Source organism: Anoxybacteroides rupiense, assembly GCF_014196195.1.
GTDB classification, from domain to species: domain Bacteria; phylum Bacillota; class Bacilli; order Bacillales; family Anoxybacillaceae; genus Anoxybacteroides; species Anoxybacteroides rupiense.
This window is the reverse complement of sequence record NZ_JACIDF010000001.1, coordinates 260,957-279,513: the sequence shown is the minus strand read 5'-3', so window position 1 is coordinate 279,513 and position 18,557 is coordinate 260,957. Positions and strand designations below refer to the sequence as shown.

13 protein-coding genes are annotated in these 18,557 nt (G+C 40.8%); all 13 read left to right on the top strand.

Annotated elements, in window-relative coordinates; translation table 11 throughout:
• Positions 1 to 405: 405 nt before the first annotated feature.
• The 13 genes from GGQ95_RS01240 to opp4A all read left to right on the top strand — a co-directional run bounded on the left by GGQ95_RS01240 (position 406) and on the right by opp4A (position 18,272).
• Positions 406 to 1,392, top strand: coding sequence for a sugar-binding protein (locus tag GGQ95_RS01240; protein WP_066147441.1), 987 nt, complete (start codon positions 406 to 408; stop codon positions 1,390 to 1,392).
• The gene (locus GGQ95_RS01235) at positions 1,389 to 2,840 is read left to right on the top strand and encodes a sensor histidine kinase (RefSeq protein WP_066147442.1); all 1,452 of its coding nucleotides are present in this window, start codon (positions 1,389 to 1,391) and stop codon (positions 2,838 to 2,840) included. The genes GGQ95_RS01240 and GGQ95_RS01235 overlap by 4 nt, the downstream gene beginning before the upstream one ends.
• The gene (locus tag GGQ95_RS01230) at positions 2,818 to 4,062 is read left to right on the top strand and encodes a response regulator (protein ID WP_066147444.1); all 1,245 of its coding nucleotides are present in this window, start codon (positions 2,818 to 2,820) and stop codon (positions 4,060 to 4,062) included. The genes GGQ95_RS01235 and GGQ95_RS01230 overlap by 23 nt, the downstream gene beginning before the upstream one ends.
• Positions 4,063 to 4,245: 183 nt before the next feature.
• The gene (xylF, locus tag GGQ95_RS01225) at positions 4,246 to 5,325 is read left to right on the top strand and encodes a D-xylose ABC transporter substrate-binding protein (RefSeq protein WP_066147446.1); all 1,080 of its coding nucleotides are present in this window, start codon (positions 4,246 to 4,248) and stop codon (positions 5,323 to 5,325) included.
• Positions 5,326 to 5,403: 78 nt separating this feature from the next.
• Complete coding sequence (locus tag GGQ95_RS01220; RefSeq protein WP_066147448.1) at positions 5,404 to 6,912, top strand: xylose ABC transporter ATP-binding protein; 1,509 nt, start codon at positions 5,404 to 5,406, stop codon at positions 6,910 to 6,912.
• 1 nt (position 6,913) lies between these two features.
• The gene (locus GGQ95_RS01215; protein WP_044745246.1) at positions 6,914 to 8,098 is read left to right on the top strand and encodes a sugar ABC transporter permease; all 1,185 of its coding nucleotides are present in this window, start codon (positions 6,914 to 6,916) and stop codon (positions 8,096 to 8,098) included.
• A gap of 821 nt (positions 8,099 to 8,919) precedes the next feature.
• Positions 8,920 to 9,558 carry a hypothetical protein gene (locus GGQ95_RS01210; RefSeq protein WP_066147450.1) on the top strand — a complete coding sequence of 213 codons (639 nt, stop codon included), beginning with the start codon at positions 8,920 to 8,922 and terminating at the stop codon, positions 9,556 to 9,558.
• Positions 9,559 to 10,041: 483 nt separating this feature from the next.
• On the top strand, positions 10,042 to 12,147 hold the full coding sequence (locus tag GGQ95_RS01205) for a methyl-accepting chemotaxis protein (RefSeq protein ID WP_183186251.1): 2,106 nt from the start codon (positions 10,042 to 10,044) through the stop codon (positions 12,145 to 12,147).
• 473 nt (positions 12,148 to 12,620) lie between these two features.
• Entirely contained in the window at positions 12,621 to 13,643 is a 1,023-nt protein-coding gene (locus tag GGQ95_RS01200; RefSeq protein ID WP_066147455.1) for an ABC transporter ATP-binding protein, read from the top strand.
• Positions 13,630 to 14,556: an ABC transporter ATP-binding protein gene (locus GGQ95_RS01195; protein ID WP_066147457.1), complete on the top strand. Its 927-nt coding sequence runs from the start codon at positions 13,630 to 13,632 to the stop codon at positions 14,554 to 14,556. The genes GGQ95_RS01200 and GGQ95_RS01195 overlap by 14 nt, the downstream gene beginning before the upstream one ends.
• Positions 14,557 to 14,572: 16 nt before the next feature.
• Positions 14,573 to 15,541: an oligopeptide ABC transporter permease gene (gene opp4B, locus GGQ95_RS01190; RefSeq protein WP_044745241.1), complete on the top strand. Its 969-nt coding sequence runs from the start codon at positions 14,573 to 14,575 to the stop codon at positions 15,539 to 15,541.
• A 19-nt stretch (positions 15,542 to 15,560) separates the two neighbouring features.
• Entirely contained in the window at positions 15,561 to 16,469 is a 909-nt protein-coding gene (locus GGQ95_RS01185) for an ABC transporter permease (protein WP_066147458.1), read from the top strand.
• A gap of 15 nt (positions 16,470 to 16,484) precedes the next feature.
• Positions 16,485 to 18,272, top strand: a complete 1,788-nt coding sequence (gene opp4A, locus GGQ95_RS01180; RefSeq protein WP_066147460.1) for an oligopeptide ABC transporter substrate-binding protein — start codon at positions 16,485 to 16,487, stop codon at positions 18,270 to 18,272.
• Positions 18,273 to 18,557 lie beyond the last annotated feature (285 nt).

The window sequence follows — 18,557 nt, the reverse complement described above, 5'->3', positions numbered from 1 at the left end:
CCTTTTGCTTTTGAGCGATAGCAATTGAGCCAATTCCATGTCGTAAATGCCGAAAAAACAATTTGCTAGATTGGAAAAAAGGCTAGACATCATGCCGTTTAGCCTATTTCAAATCGCATCTAATTACATATTACCATGTTTTTTTTCGGTTTTGTCGAAAAATAAAGAAGGAAAACGCTTAAAATCAAAAAATTCAGTTATATGAATAAAAATTTAAGATGAAACGAGTTAGCTCCGAAAAAGAAAGGAACACAAACCTCATATAACAACTAACAATATCAAATCAAACTATGTTCTAAATAATCAATTTATAACTTCCATCCATGTCAACAAAAGTGAATCAAATCCTATTTTTTTGCTTGTAACCGCTTTCGAAACGGATTATAGTAAAATTGGGTGAATAGTATGACAAATAAAAAATGGACGATTAGCTTAGCCGTTTTGTTTTTTCTATTTCTCTATGTTTTGATTCAATTTGTGGTTTCGACGCAAAAAATCGAAAAAACGGTTGAGCAATTGCGGCAAACGGTTCATTCTTCACCGGCCCTTCCTCATTTCGTTTTGATTTCCCAAGAACTTGATAATTTATATTGGCGAGAGATTGAACGCGGGGCAAAAGAAGCAGCCAAACATTATCATGTCAATGTGGAATATATTGGTCCATTGAGGACCAACATGGATGAACAAATGAAACTGTTAGAAAAAGCGATTGCGTCCCGCGTTGACGGCATTATTGTCCAAAGCTTAAACGATGTGCGGTTTACCCCGTTAATTAACAAAGCGATGGCACAAGGAATCCCAGTTATTACAATTGATACAGATGCCCCTCTCAGTCGCCGCCTTTCTTATGTCGGCACAAACAATCTTGAAGCGGGAAAGTTGCTTGGTCAAGCAGTGATTTCTAGAGTGAATGGTAAAAAGAAAATTGGGGTCATTATTGGAAGTGATATGTCAGCTAATCAGAACCTTCGTCTGGAAGGCTTTCGCTCAGTCATTGCCCAAAATCCATTATTGTCGATTGCAGCGATCGCTTCCTCCAATATTTCTCGAATCCAAGCCTCGATTCAAACAGAAAAAATGCTGCGAGCGCACCCTGATATCTCGGTAATGGTTGGAACGAGTGCCTTAGATGCTATTGGAATTCTAATGGCGACGAAAAATTTAAACCGCAAAGATGTTCAGATTTTTGGATTTGATAATGTCACAGAAACGCTGCAAGCGATCCGCCAAGGACAAATTGTGGCCACGATTATCCAGCAGCCATATGATATGGGATATTCTGCTGTTGAGTTAATGGTCAAGCATTTATCAGGCCAGCACATTGAAAAAGAGCATTTTACAGCGATAAAAATCGTGGACAAAACAAATGTTCAGCAGGAGGGAACGGAATGAAAATACGCATGAAACTGTTTATTTTTATCCCTCTGCTTGTACTGCTTTTAAATGTGATCGCCTTCTTTATTTTTCAAAGCGGCAAAAAAGTGCAGGAAAGCTATGATGTTATGATGCAGCGCATTTTTTTATATAAACAGGTTTCGTCTGAAATGCAAGAAAATTTGCGTTTTTTAAGTGGTTATATGATTCATCAGGACGAAAAAAACTATCGCCTGCTTGTGAAGCATCGGCAGCGGCTCGAAGATTTGCATCAGCAGCTTAGCCATCGCAAACTGCAGGGAAATGATGCTTTAACTCTAGAAAACTATAAACACATGATAGGAGTGTTTATCGAGTTAGAGGCATCCATTGTGCAGATGATGGTAAACAAACAGCTGTCAGATTATGCAGAACCCTATAATGAAATTGAAAAGGTGTCAACGTTTATTCGCGAGGATAGCCAGGCGCTTGTTGATTTAGAATTAAGCGCCTATCAGCCTGTTTATAAGCAGATGTTAATCAATATTGGCAAAATGAATGAGCTTGGCAGAATATTATTTGTTTTAACAACGCTTTTAAGCATCGTTTTTGCCATCTGGTTATCGCGAACAATCGTGATTCCAATTTATCGGCTCGTCTTTGCCGCCAAGCAAATTTCGGCTGGAAAGCTGGATGCGCATATTCCGCAAATGGATGGGAACGACGAAATCGGACTTCTAGGGCAAACCTTCCAGCAAATGATGGAAAATTTGCGTACGTTAATCTCGAAAAATATGGAAATATTAGAAAAAGAAAAGCTGGTCCGAGAATTAGAACTGAAGGCTCTGCAAAGCCAAATTAATCCGCATTTCTTATTCAATACATTGAATGTGATTTCCAAGCTCGCTTATATCGAAGGGGCAGAGCAAACGAGCGAACTAACCATCTCCACTTCGAATTTATTGCGTTACAATCTGCGCAAGCTTGATGAGCCTGTTACATTGCGAGACGAGGTGGCTCATGCTAAAGAATATTTTGCGATTCAAAAAGCGAGATTTCGCGACCGAATTATGTTTCAGCTCGACATTGCTGAAGAATGTCTTGGACAAGTCATCCCTTGCTTGACGCTGCAGCCGCTTTTGGAAAATGCCTTTGTTCATGGCATTGAAGGAATGGAGGCTGGTGCAGTGATTCGCTTATCTGTTCGTCAGAAGCGAGATCGCATCCATGTTGTCATAAGTGACAATGGAACCGGGATGGAAGAAGAAGTTCGCCAAGCGATTTTGCAATCGTCATCTTATTCATTTTCTAAAAAGGGACATTCGACGGGGCTTGGAATGGCTAACGTTTTGCGCAGACTTCGATTATTTTATGGCACAGAAGACATTGTCGATATTTGTAGCGCGCCCAATAAAGGCACATCCATTATTTTGATGTTGCCAAAACGAGAAGGGGGAGAGAAGGATGTACAAGCTGCTAATCGCTGATGATGAGCCACTTGAAAGGGAGGGACTGCAATTAATGATTGAACGGCTGCTGCCCCATCAATTTGTTATTTTTCATGCTGAGCATGGGCGCAGTGCCATTCAACAAGTGGAACAGCACAAGCCTGATATTGTATTTATGGATATTAAAATGCCGGGAATTCATGGACTGGAGGCCATTGCCGAAATTCGCAAAACACACGCGATGATGAAAATCGTGATCGTCACCGCCTATGATTATTTTGCATACGCAAAAGAAGCAATTTCGCTGGGGGTTAGCGAATATTTACTGAAGCCGGTCAAAAAAGAGCAAATTGTTTCGGTGCTCAAAAAATTGACAGCGGAAATTGACGCTGAAAGAAAAGCGCGCGAAGCGGAGCTTGATACAAAAGAAAAGCTGGCAAAGCTATATGCTCTCAGCGAGTCCACCTTTACTCTTTTTTTGATGGGGCATATTGCCGATTTTGATGAAAAACAAATGATTCCAATGGAAATAGAGTCTGGTTTTGCTTTAGCTGTTCAATTAGAATCGATGCCTGAACGCCCTGAAGCGCTGGAAGCCATGAAACACCATGTTCAAGGGGTGGGGCATTGCTTATGCAGCCCGCTTATAGACCGTCAATTTTCTATTTTTTTCAAATCTGATGATCATTGGGAGGGAAAAACCGTTTCGTTTGCGCAAAAACTCATGAAACAGCTTGAAAAAATACTGCAAATAAGAATCAAAATAGGAATTGGCACCATTCAAAAAGGGATCATAGGTTTGAAGCAATCGTATCAAGAAGCCGCCGCCGCTCTTTATTATTTGCCGGTGTTTGGACGGGTTCAGCATATTGCTGATGTACCGTTGACTGCAAGCTCAGAGGAATGGAAGCCGCTGGCAGTAGACAAACAGCAATCGGTAATCGAACAGGTAGAAGAATTTTTGCAGGAAAATTACGATCGGGACCTTTCGCTTGAAGAGGTGGCACAATCAGTCCATTTGACTCCGCATTATTTCAGCAAGCTGTTTAAAAAACAAACCGGCCAAACCTTTAGCGACTATGTGACAGGATTGCGGATTGAAAAAGCGAAGCAGCTTTTGCGTGACGCAAGCTTGAATATAAAAGAAATATGTTATGATGTCGGCTATAAAGATCCAAACTATTTTAGCCGCGTCTTTAAAAAAATAACGAATATGACTCCAAAGCAATATCGGGAGCACATTGACAGACGATCATCATAGATTGTCTGTATTTTTTTGTCCCATGACAAAAAAATGCTATCCATTTCGCAAATCACGGAAGTAAAGTATGGTATTTGTGCGATGATCGGACAAAGAAATGAAGAATGCTAGAAGAAAACGCTTTCTTTGATCATGCTATGATTAATTTGAAAATTAGGGAAACTTTTAAAGGGGGAATACAGAGTGAAATGGTGGAAACAGGCGGCAAAAGGGGCAGCGGTGTTTGTGCTGGCATCCGCGCTCACGGCATGCGGCGTCGTTTCATCGGGAAATGAAACCGCTGACAATGCAAAGAAAAAAGATGATAAGATTGTGATCGGCTTTTCGCTCGATACACTGAAAGAAGAACGGTGGCAGCACGATAAAGAAATGTTTGAAGCAAAAGCGAAAGAGCTTGGTGCAGAGGTAAAAACGCTTGCGGCCAACAGCGACGATGCAGCCCAGCTAAGCCAAGCTGAACAGCTGATTTCCGAAGGCGTCGATGTTCTTGTGGTAGTGCCGCATAACGCAGAAGCATCCGCTGCGATTGTAGAAAAAGCGCATAAAGAAGGAATTAAAGTGATTTCGTATGACCGGTTAATTAAAAATTCGGATGTCGACTACTATATCTCTTTTGATAATGTGCGTGTTGGCGAAATGCAAGCAAAAGCGATTGTGGAAAAAGCGCCAAAAGGAAATTATGTATACATCGGCGGTGCAGATACAGACAACAATGCTCATTTATTCCGCGAAGGGGCGATGAATGTATTAAAACCACTGGCGGAAAAAGGAGATATCAAGATTGTCTACGATCAGTTCTCTAAAGATTGGAAGCCTGAAGAAGCTCTCAAAAATATGGAAAATGCGTTGACAGCAAACAACAATAATATTCAAGCCGTTATTGCGGCGAACGATGGAACAGCCGGTGGTGCGATTCAAGCTCTCGCTGCTCAAGGGCTGGCAGGAAAAGTACCAGTTTCCGGTCAGGATGCAGAACTGGCAGCGCTTCAGCGTATCGTAGAAGGAACACAAACCATGACGGTATACAAACCAATTAAAGAAATTGCGACAAAAGCGGCGGAAATGGCAGTAGCGGTTGCAAAAGGGGAAAAAATTGACACGAACCAAACCGTTTCTAATGGTAAAATTGATGTTCCATCTGTGCTGTTAGATCCAATTGCAGTCACAAAAGATAATATTGTGGAGACGGTCATTAAAGATGGATATCAAAAGCTTGAAGATGTATTTAAAAATGTTCCAAAGGATCAATGGCCGAAGCAATAAAGCCGCAGAGGAGGGGAATTGGCTTATAGGGCCAGCCCCTTCTTTTTAAAGGAGATTGATAGCACGGGAGTGAGGCATATGTATGCGTTAGAAATGATGGACATTACCAAAGAATTTCCCGGCGTAAAAGCGCTTGATCGTGTCAGCTTTAAAGTGAAAAAAGGAGAGATTCATGCTCTTTGTGGTGAAAATGGTGCGGGTAAATCCACCTTAATGAAAGTATTGAGCGGGCTTTATCCAGTTGGAACATATTCCGGAACCATCCGCATTGATGGCCAGGAAGTTATGTTTCGCCATATTGTTGATGCTGAGAACGCAGGAATTGCTATTATCCATCAAGAGCTTGCCCTTGTCAAAGAAATGACCGTCGGTGAAAATCTGTTTCTTGGACGTGAACCTAAAAAATTTGGCATAGTCCAATGGGATGAACTGTATTATGAAGCGGAAAAATGGCTGAAAAAGGTAGGTTTAGACATTGCGCCGCAAACCAAAATGCAGTCATTAGGGATTGGCCAGCAACAGTTGGTCGAAATTGCCAAAGCGCTGGCCAAGCAAGCGAAAATTTTGATTTTAGATGAGCCGACAGCGGCGCTTACAGAAAGCGAAGTCGAAATTTTGTTAGGCATTTTGGAACAGTTGCGGAGTCAAGGGGTCGCTTGCATTTATATTTCTCATAAAATGCCGGAAGTGTTTCGCTTAGCCGATTCGATTACCGTTTTGCGCGATGGCAAATCCATCGCCACATTATCTAGAACAAAAACGAATGAGGATCAAATCGTTTCATTAATGGTTGGCCGTGAATTGACGGAGCGTTATCCATATATGAAACGGAATCCCCAAGAAGTGGTATTAGAAGTTAAACATTATTCAGTTTGGCATAAAGACAAGCCAATGAAAGTCAATCACGATATTGATTTATCCGTAAGGAAAGGGGAAATTGTCGGTATTGCAGGGCTGATGGGAGCCGGTCGTACAGAACTGGCAATGAGTTTATTTGGCGCTTATGAAGGAAAAGTAGAAGGAGAAGTATGGATTGAAGGAAAGAAAGTGCGCATCCGTACTGTGCAGGATGCGATTCGTGAAGGGATCGCGCTTGTTACCGAGGATCGAAAACGTCTCGGACTTGTGCTCGGGATGGATGTCAAAGCTAATACAACTCTTGCAAGCTTAAAAAATATGAGTAAATTCGGCGTCATTAATCAAAATGAAGAATTAAAGTGGAGCCAAAATTATGTCCAGGAGCTTAGAACAAAAACCGCTTCATTGGAAACACCAGTCGGAACGCTGTCAGGAGGAAACCAGCAAAAGGTCGTTTTGGCGAAATGGCTGATGGCTAAACCGAAGATCTTGATTTTGGATGAACCGACGCGGGGGATTGATGTTGGAGCTAAATATGAAATTTATCATTTAATGAACAAGCTTGCTGAGGAAGGTGTAGCCATTATCATGATTTCATCAGAGCTCCCGGAAATCCTGGGAATGAGCGATCGTATTCTCGTTATGCGCGAAGGCCGGATCGTTAAGCAGTTTACTCACGAGGAAGCAACGCAAGAAAATATTATGATGGCAGCGACAGGAGGGAAATAGTATGGAAGCAAAAACGGTCATCCATAACGAACATACAGTGGAAAAGAAACGGGATCCGATATGGGGGAAAATAGACATTCGCGCCTATACGATGATTGGCGCGTTAGTGGTGATTTGGATTTTTTTTGGCTTTTTAAATGATACGTTTTTAAGTGCGCGAAATCTTTCTAACTTATTTACGCAAATGTCTGTTACTGCCATTTTAGCGATTGGTATGGTATTTGTCATTGTGGCGGGACATATTGATCTTTCCGTTGGTTCCATTGTCGGTTTAACAGGAGGACTTGCCGCTATTTTGAGCAACTGGATGGGCATGCCCACAAGTGTCGTCATTTTAGGTACACTCGTAGCCGGTGCGTTGATTGGAATGCTGCAAGGATGGCTCGTTGCCTACCGAGCGATTCCAGCCTTTATTGTAACACTGGGTGGAATGATGGTGTTTCGTGGTGTGCTCATGGGAATTACGAAATCGACGACTGTTCCTATTTCAGACGCTAATTTTATTGCGTTAGGGAGCGCTTATTTCACCAATGGCTTTGGAGTCGTTTTAGCAGTGGTGGCGATTGCAGCTCTTGTGATTTCAACGATACAAAAACGGCGGTCGCGGCAGCGTTACGGTTTTTCTGTAGCTCCCCTCTCTCTTGAAATGGCAAAAGTAATGGCGATCAGTGCCCTTATTGTAGCATTTGTATTCACAATGAACAGCTATAAAGGTATTCCGTTTCCGATTATCTTTGTTATTGGCTTGGCGCTTATTTTTTCGTTTATTGCGAATAAAACAACGTTTGGCCGCCATGTGTACGCGATTGGCGGCAATGCGGAGGCGGCGCGTTTATCCGGAATTCATATTCAACGTCATACGATGATTCTATTTGTTTTTACGGGTTTACTGTCAGCCATTGCTGCTATCGTACTCACTGCTCGTCTTTCATCAGCCACCATTTCAGCAGGGCAAATGTATGAGCTTGACGCCATTGCTGCGTGTGTCATCGGTGGAACCTCGCTTGTTGGTGGATCAGGTACGATCATTGGAGCAATTATTGGGGCGATGGTCATGACCTCGCTTGATAATGGCATGTCGTTATTAGGAATGGAAACATTTTGGCAGTATATAGTGAAAGGAAGCATTCTTGTTCTCGCGGTATGGATTGATATTGCTAGCCGAAAAAAACAGGCTCGTTCATAAAATGAGCCAGATCATCAATCTTCAACACTTGGGAAAAACAAACCTTTTGGTAGAATGGAATGATAAATATCACGTTTTTAGCTTCCCCTCGGCGATCAAATCGGTTCTCGTGCCCAATAGCCGAGGGGATTATAGTATGTTTATAAAGATGGAACGAACGATGTCTGTAAAAACTCACGGTCGAAACGCAATTGAGCCCCTTCATGGTTCGTAAAGTGGTTTTGCTCGGCTATACAACAATGGAAAAGGATTTTTATTCCATATATGTGTAAATTTATAAATCTCTCTTGTTAGAATAGTTCTGTTAGGGTACAATGTTGATGCATGGAAATATCGTTAAAATAAAACCTATATGAAGCGGTACGAATCTGTGCAGTGCTTTCTTGGATTTGGATGGGGGCAAGGCTGTAGCGATCTTTGTTGTAAGAAAAAACGAAAATGAAATGTAAATAAAGCCATGCAGCTTTTCCTTCTTCTCATTAGTTGTGCAGGTAACGATTGATTGGCTTTGGCAATGGGGCGAGGGAATTTTTAACCGGTGGCGCTTGCCATCATGATCGAAAATTCGATCCCCCAATATTGGTCTTCATGTGAGCAATGATCCGCTTCTAACCGTGAGTTTTGACAGATACCATTCATTACGAGGGTCATCAGTGAATCTATTTTTTCTAGCGCTACGAGAATTTTTATTAGGAGAAAACAGGTGTGTTGATAATCCAATAAAAACTAATGGATATTGCTTGATGCCTAGCGATATCATTCCGTATTTTTAGTAAAAAATGGATCATCAACACTTGTGATGAGAAACGGAGAGACATAAGATGAATAAAAAGCAATTATTTGGCTTTACTGCATTATCCCTATTATTTATTGTCGGAATAATCTATCTTTTATCTCGCTTACATCAAAATGAGCAGGAAGATATTGATCTAGCTAAGCTCTCACAAGAATTAGATAGGAAAGGCTATCATATTGGAGTGATTTCGTATAGCCCCAAAAATAAAGAAATAATCGTACAATTATCAAACAAAGAGCCTAATCTGTCCCATACAAAAGAAGCTATAAAAAATTACATCCAAAATGAGTTGGAAGATCACAATGTATCCATTCAAGTGAAAATAATCGATGTTGAACAAGCAGAAAGGGAAAGAAAATGGATGTCCGTCGTATCGAAAATTGATAAGAAATTAAAAAGAGAAAGTAACAAATATATAGGCATTGCCATTGGCTTTAATCCCCAATCCATTACATACATTCTAAAATCCTCTTATTCTGAGTCCGATTTTGCTGAGAAAGAAATAAAAGATTGGATGGAGTTAACGAATAACGTTATTGTTTCTCAAAATCTACCTTCTCTTCTTAAAAACGATGAAACGTATGAAATTGAAGTAATATCCAAAAACAAAGAGGTTTTGCAAAATAAACGATACAACCATAACGTAGAATCATATGATGATTAACGGTTTTTAATTTAACAAAACAGGGAAACCCTTTGAGGGTTCCCTGTGATTTTTATTTAACCTACCTACCGAGAAGTCTCTCACACTTAACATTCTTATAAGTATGAGATTCCTCTTTTCCTTCTTTGGCAAATTTCTTAAATATAACGGTTTGAAAACAGAGCGAAGGGAACGATAGACTCCCTTAAGCACGTCCTGATCATTTTCCTCTATACATATGGAAAGATGGCAGAGAGAGCATGGGACAATCGACGCTTACAGACAAATTCATTTGTTAGTATGGGAGTTGTTCGGTCGCTCGACTGGTGAAATGGCATCTATGAATTTGGAAATAAAAAATGTGATAAAGCTATGCGGTCAGTGAGAAAAAAGCCCTAGATTCCGTTCAAATAATCTTTTTCATTTTGTTGCTTTTTTGATAAAATAAAAATTAATCATAATTTTCTAAATAATATTTTTTCAAGCAAGGAGTGACGGACGAAGATGCAACTATTTCAGCCAGGAGCGCAATTGTTAAACCAATTAAAATTTGGAAAAAAATTTATGCTCTTATTTATTGTTTTTATTTTTTCGCTTGCAACGATTGGAATATTTTACATTCGTGAACTAGAAACGAAATCGAATTTTATAGAAAAAGAAAAAATGGGCTTGTTGTATGTCAAAGACTTTTTAACCGGGCTAAGAGCGCTCCAAGACCACCGCGAGCATACCACCCTTTACCTATCTGGGGATCAATCAAGCGAACAAAGCATTCAAGCCGATGAAAACAAGCTGGATCAAGTTTTTAAGAGAATACAGGCTATGCAAAAAACATATGAGGATGTATTCAAAGTAGACAAGCAATGGAAGGAAATTTATGAATCCTGGGAACAAATGAAAAAAGGGTGGACATCCTATACAATGGACGAAACGGTTTCACGCCATAACATTATGATTAATAATTTTATAGATATGATGATGAATGTGACAGACCGTTCTAATTTAGCGTTGGATGATGATATTGATAATAACTATCTTGCCGATGTCATCGTTGAAAAAATTCCTACTTTAACGGAGCTCATTAGCTCGGCGCAGGCACTTGGGGTGAAAATGTCGCTCAGCACGCAAATATATGAGATCGATCAATCGAAAATGACTTATTTTTTAAATGCCATTGATAATTCGTTAAATGCGCTGAACCGATCTGCTTCGCTGATGTTTGCTAATCATAAAGCGTTGCAGAATCAGTTTGACCAACATAAAGACATGGCTATGACCGAAGTCATCAGCATGTCAGGAATGATGGATAAGGATTTTTTAATGGTTGGACAAGTGTCTATTCAACCGAAGGAAATATATGAAAAGACAAGCAAGGCGAACGAGCGGCTATATGAGTTATCCACATTCAGCGTCAAACTCTTGGAAGATCGAATTCATGAACGCTCTCAATCGGTAAATATGAATAAATGGCTGACTATTTCCGTCATGTTAGCTGCATCGATTATTATGATTTATCTGTTTATCGCTTTTTATTTTTCTGTTCGTTATCATATTTCAGCAACAGAGATGGCGATTAAACAGGCGGCTACTGGAGATTTGACAGGACGAATGAATATTCGAACAAATGATGAGTTTTCTCATATCGCCCATTCGTTTAATGAATTAGTCGATTCATTTCGTTCGATCATTTCTGTCAACCAGCAAATGACGGAAGAGGTATCTGCTGCATCAGAAGAATTGACAGCCATTACCGAGGAGACGGCACAAGCGGCAGGACAAGTGGCGACAACGATTGAAAATGTTGCTGTGGGTGCTGAACAGCAATTGAAATATGCGGAACAAAATACGCACTCGATTCATGAGCTTTTACGCGATACGCACTTTATCGCGGATCGGGCAAAGCAAGTAGCAACTTCTTCATTTGAAATGACAAACGAGGCAAAGAGCGGAAGTGAATCCGTTCGGCAAATGATGCAGCAAATGTCCAGCGTCAACGAACTAGTCTCGCAATCTTCGCGGTTCATTCAAACACTTTATGAGCGTTCAAATAATATTGGACAGATGACACAAATGATCACAGCTATTGCTGAGCAAACGAATTTGCTGGCCCTCAATGCAGCGATTGAAGCGGCGCGTGCTGGAGAGCAGGGAAGAGGCTTTGCTGTCGTGGCCGAGGAAGTTCGCAAGCTCGCTGAACAGTCCTCGCAATCGGCTAAGCAAATTCATGAACTGCTGAGTGAGATTCAGGATGATACGTCCCAATCGATGAAAGCTATGGAACATGTGCTGCGAGAAGCGGAAAAAGGAGTAGAAGTAGCCAATCGCACAGGAACCATTTTTGAAAAGATTTTATCCTCAACCGATGCTGTGACTGAACAAATTAACGGGGTGTCTGCCAAGCTTTCCATGATGGAGTCATCACTGCAGCAGCTCTCAGAAACGATTCAAGAGACGGAGCATATTTCTAAAGAATCCGGACAGCAAACACAAATGGTGGCAGCCGCGGCCGAACAGCTTCTCGCTTCCATGCAGGAAATCTCCTCATCGGTCCAGTCGCTGAATAGCAAAGCACAAGACTTATTTGAAACCATTGAGCGGTTTCATTTATAACCTGTTCCCCCTTTCGATCACGAAAGGGGGATTTTTGCTTTATTTACATCATTAAAAATGAAACGAATTCCACGTTCAGAAGAATCTTAGTGACTGATCTTTTTTGGGGATGCAGCTGCGTGAACAAGGTTGGAGCAACGCCACTTTCAGCTCTATTTCTGATTTTGTTTTGTGAAGAGGTGTGGTTTAGTCATCCGGCTTATGAACGGAAAGAACGACGAAAAACATTTACAGATGCTTGGAGAGCCGCTTGTATCTATATCGAAGTTCGCTTTTATGGAGGACGTCATCTTTTAACATGTTGAGAAATAAACAGGGATTTAGGTGCAATGAAATAGATTATATTTAGATATATTGAGAAATTAAGGAATATTTACTAAAAAATATTTGATTTTTTATATTAATGTAATAATATATCAATAAAAATATTCAGAAAAAAAAGACTTTTTAATCTCTGATATGGAGGTGATGATTTGTCTAACCAGCCAGTTTTACAAATCGAAAACTTACGAGTTTCCTTTCGGGTTCATGATGCCTATTATGCTGCAGTTGATGGGGTATCGCTCAATGTTCACAAAAATGAGGTGCTTGCTGTTGTGGGCGAGTCAGGCTGCGGCAAAAGTGCCTTGGCTCTATCCATTATGGGGTTGCATCCGCCTGCAAAAACGAAATTAGAAGGAAAGATTCTGTTTCATGGAACCGATTTGTTATCATTATCTGTCCATGAACTAAATAAAATTCGCGGAAAGGATATAGGGATGATTTTTCAAGATCCGCTTACCGCTCTCAATCCGCTCATGACGGTAGGAAGACAAATTGAAGAAGGAATGGATTTTCATCTGTCTCTTTCTTCGCTAGAAAAAAGAGGCCGTACGATAGAGTTGTTAGAACGTGTTGGCATTCCTAATCCAAATCAAGTATATCATCGGTACCCGCATGAGCTGTCGGGGGGAATGAGACAGAGAATTGTCATTGCGATGGCGATTGCTTGTCACCCTTCATTAATCATTGCGGATGAGCCGACAACAGCATTAGATGTCACGATTCAGTCACAGATTATGGATCTATTAAGAGAACTCCAGCAGCAGATGAATACAGGCATTGTTTTAATTACGCATGATTTAGGAGTGGTAGCGGAAATGGCGGATCGTGTAGCGGTGATGTATGCAGGTGAAATTGTTGAAATGGCGGATGTTTATACGCTATTTGATCGCCCTTTGCACCCGTATACACGTTCATTGCTCCAGTCCATCCCATCTGCCCAACATCCAAAAGAAAGGCTTCATGTCATCCAAGGCATCGTTCCGCCGCTTCAAAAATTGCCAAGAACGGGATGCCGATTTCGCTCAAGAATTGGATGGATCGATGAATCAGAACATGAAGAGCAGCCGATTTTGCGAGAAGTGGAACCGGGGCATTTTGTACGTTGCATTTGCTATAAAAACTTTCACTTTCCACATGACCATATAGGGGACATGAAATATGGAATTTCTTAAAGTCAATCATTTAAAAGTATATTATCCGATTCGTAGTGGTTTTTTTCGCAGAGTAGTCGGCCATGTAAAAGCGGTCGATGATATAAGCTTTCAATTGAACCGAGGAGAGACATACGGATTGGTCGGCGAATCGGGATGTGGCAAAACGACAACAGGGCGAACGTTAATTGGCTTAATCAAAGCAACAGCGGGGGAGATTTTACTAGAGGGCAAGGATCTTGCAAAACTGAATCGCCGTGAACGGTCATATCATCGCAAAGACATTCAAATGATTTTTCAGGATCCATATTCATCGCTTAACCCTAAAAAACGAGTTCTTGATATTATTGCCGAACCGATACGCAATTTTGAAAAGCTATCTCCTCAAGAAGAAAAACGAAAAGTCCAGTATCTAATCGAGAGAGTAGGCCTTCATCCGGATTCTATCTATAAATATCCGCATGAGTTTTCTGGAGGACAGCGGCAACGCATTGGCATTGCGCGCGCTTTAACGCTTCATCCCAAACTGATTATTGCAGATGAACCTGTGTCAGCTTTAGATGTATCTGTACAAGCTCAAGTGTTAAATTTTATGAAAGACATTCAAACAGAATTTCAGCTAACATATTTGTTTATTAGTCATGATTTAGGGATTATCCGTCACATGTGTGACCGTATCGGGATTATGTATAGAGGACAATTTGTTGAAGAAGGCGCAAGCCAGGAGATATTCAACAATCCGCAGCATATTTACACCAAACGGCTGATTTCGGCGATTCCTAATGTCGATCCTCGAAAAAAACAAGAACAAATAAAGCTTCGCCAGCACGTTGAAAAAGAATATAAGCTTTCTTGGCAGCGTTATTTTAATGCGGAAGGGAAGGCTTATCCGTTAAAGCGCATCTCAGACACACATTCTGTTGCTATTTTGTGAGAGAGGAAGTCGAAACATGCTGAAGTTTATATTGCGACGAATCATGATGATGATTCCTCAATTATTGATTTTGAGTATTCTCGTTTTTGCATTAGCTAAAGCAATGCCGGGTGACGCGCTTACTGGACAGTTGGCCCAATCTCCAAAGATGGACGCCAATACGTTAATGGAAATGCGGGAAAAGCTCGGATTAAATGATCCTGTTCATATTCAATACGTAAGATGGGTGAAAAATCTTTTGCATGGAGATCTTGGTCTTTCGTATATTCATCAACAGCCCGTAACAGATCTTCTATCCGGCAGATTGGCCAATACTCTTTTATTATCCGCGTGCGTTCTATTGCTTACCTATCTTATTGCCATACCATTAGGATTGGTTTCCGGGCGTTGGCAAGATTCTTGGGCGGACAAACTCATTGTTGGTTATAGCTATGTTAGTTTTGCTACACCATTATTTATTTTTGCCTTAGTTATGCTGTTTGTATTTGGATTTAAGCTAGGGTGGTTTCCAACGGGAGGAAGTGTCGATATTCAAGTAGAGAAGGGGACATTGGACTATTATATCAATAAATTTTATCATCTCCTTCTGCCGGCTTTGTCTGGTGCTCTTATTGGCACGGTTGGTATTATTCAATATTTGCGAAGTGAGATTATCGATACGAAGGTTAAAGATTTTGTGAAAACAGCGCGAGCCAAGGGGATACCGGAATCGAAAATTTACTCTCATCATATTTTACGCAATTCATTTTTACCGATTGCCGCTTTTTTAGGGTATGAAATTACGGGGCTTATTGGCGGTTCCATATTTTTAGAATCTATTTATAGCTATCCGGGGCTAGGACAGCTGTTCCTTCAATCCATTATGCAGCGCGATTATAGCGTAGTCACAGCACTTGTCATGATTTCAGGTTTGGCGACATTAATAGGAACTTTGTTATCCGACATCATTTTAAGTGCTGTAGATCCGCGCATTAGAATTGAATAGTACAAATGGAGGAACGATTATGAGGGCAAATTTGAATGATTCTCAGCAAATAGCGAAGGATGTTAGTCAAAGTCCGTCAAGCCTCTTCATATTATGGCGTGAAATGATAAAAGATAAGCTAGCGCTTATTTCTCTCGTTGTTCTTTCGTGCATTCTTCTTATCGTCTATGGATCTGCGCTTTTTTTAGATCAAGACAAAATTGTGAAAGTGGATTTACTGTCTATCTACGCGCCGCCTTCTGCGGAACATTGGTTAGGCACCGATTATGGAGGACGAGATATTTTGGGTCAATTGATTATTGGCGCCCGAAATTCCTTTACAATTGGTTTGCTCATTACACTTTTGACCGGCTTCATTGGCCTTGCCATAGGGTTAATTGCTGGATACTATGGCGGGATCATTGACAATGTGATTATGCGTATCATTGATTTTATTTTGGTTTTGCCTTTTTTAATGCTTGTCATCGTTTTTGTAGCGATTGTACCAAAGTATAATGTCTTTACATTTATTTTAATCATGAGCGCTTTTTTGTGGACTGGGAAAGCGCGGTTGATTAGAGCTAAAACATTGGCTGAAAGGGAGCTGGATTATGTCAGTGCTTCAAAAACACTCGGCACTCCGGATTGGAAAATTATGATACGCGAAATCTTGCCCAATTTAAGTTCGATCATCATTGTGAATTTAACGCTAAATCTCGCTGGGAATATTGGCATCGAATCCGGATTGAGCTACTTAGGATTTGGGCTGCCCGAAAGCACACCGAGCCTTGGCACACTAGTAAGCTATGCGACAAATCCGGATGTTTTACAAAATAAATGGTGGGTATGGCTTCCGGCATCATTGCTAATCTTAGTGATCATGCTGTGCATAAATTTTATTGGTCAAGCATTAAAAAGAGCAGCTGACGCGAGACAGCGGCTAGGATAAAGGGGGAAATGGACATTGAAAAAAAGGTATGGGAAGCTTTTAAGCTTGTTAGTCGGTTTTTCGATTTTGCTAGCGGCTTGCACAAACAGCACAACAAGCAGCGATGGAAAGAATAGCAAAAACACGCAGACAACGCAAAAAGAAACGATCGGAAACTTCCCCATGGCGGTCAAAAACGATGGCAAGATTGTTGACGGGGTGTTGACGTATGGGCTTGTTTACGATACGCCTTTTGAAGGAACGCTGAATTATGCATTTTATCAAGGCCAGCCAGATGTGGAAATTTTACATTTTTTTGATGAGTCACTGTTCCATGTAAACGGGGATTATGAAATTACGAATGACGGTGCCGCAACGTATGAGCTTTCTGATGATAAAAAAACGATCACGATTAAAATTAAAGACAATGTCAACTGGCATGATGGAGAACCTGTTAAAGCAGAAGATTTAGAGTATGCCTATTTAGTCATTGGCCATAAGGATTATACAGGTGTCCGCTACGGAGACGCACTCATTCAGGACATTGTTGGCATGGATGAATATCATGCGGGAAAAGCAGCGAATATTTCTGGAATTAAAGTGATCGATAACAAAACATTATCCATCACATATAAGCATGCAAACCCGTCCATCTTAACAGGCATTTGGGCATATCCATTGCCCAAGCATTATTTAAAAGATATTCCAATCAAACAAATGGCGCAATCCGATAAAATCCGCAAAAACCCGATCGGTTTCGGGCCATTCAAAGTGAAAAAGATCGTTCCGGGTGAGTCGGTTGAACTTGTACGCAATGATGATTATTACGGCGGAAAGCCGAACTTAAAAGGCGTTATCGTTAAAGTTGTCAATCCAAAAGTTGTGTTGCAGGCATTAAAAAAAGGAGAAATCGATGTTGCACAATTTCCAACTGATCAATATGTCAGCGCAAAAGGAACAAAAAATATTCAATTCGTTGGCAACATTGAGTTAGCCTATAATTATATTGGATTTAAGCTGGGGCATTGGGATGCAGAAAAACAAGAAAATGTCATGGATAATCCGAAATTCCAAAATAAAAAGCTGCGCCAAGCAATGGCGTACGCCATTGACAATCAGGCGGTTGCCGACAAACTATATCATGGGCTCCGCTTCCCGGCCACTACACTCATTCCGCCATCATTTCCAGGCTATCATGACGAAAATGCAAAAGGATATTCATATAATCCTGAGAAAGCGAAAAAACTGTTAGATGAAGCGGGCTATAAAGATAAAGATGGGGATGGTCTTCGCGAAGATCCAGATGGAAAGAAATTTACAATCAATTTCCTTTCAATGAGTGGAGGAGATATTGCGGAACCGCTTGCTAAGTTTTATATCCAATGCTGGAAGGAAGTCGGTTTGAATGTGCAGCTTGTGGATGGCCGTTTAGCAGAGTTTAATTCATTTTACGATATGGTTGAAAAAGACGATCCAAAAGTGGATATCTTTGCAGCGGCATGGGGAACAGGGACCGATGTCGACCCGTACGGGCTATACGGCCGCAATGTTATGTTCAACTATTCTCGGTGGGTGAACGAAAAAAATGATGAATTGCTTGAAAAAGGCCATTCTGAACAAGCCTTCGATAAACAATACCGGAAAGGTATTTATAACCAATGGCAAGAATTAATGAATGAAGAAGTGCCGGTGATTCCAACCTTATATCGTTCACAAATATTTGCTGTGAATAATCGCGTGAAAAACTTTACGGCTGATATCGATCCATTCAACTGGAAATGGAAAGAAGTAGGAGTAACAGCGGAAAAACCAGAAACTGAATAAAATAGAACCGCTGAAGGAAAAGGGGGGCCCATAATTTTGTGGGAACGCCCTTTTTCTGTTTGAGTTTTCGACTTCTGTATGGGTATAAAATGCTGTGGATACGAAGGGGATTTCTATTAAGATTAATATTTTCACCATCATGTCATACATATGAAAATAAGAAAATAGCTCAAGCCGATTTTTATGGCATGTCCCTCTTTCTGTTTTCTTAGGCAAGAGGAGAAGAGCGTTCTCTGCTGACTGACTCGCTTTCTTTAACCCACATTCATTTTATGGATTGTGTTG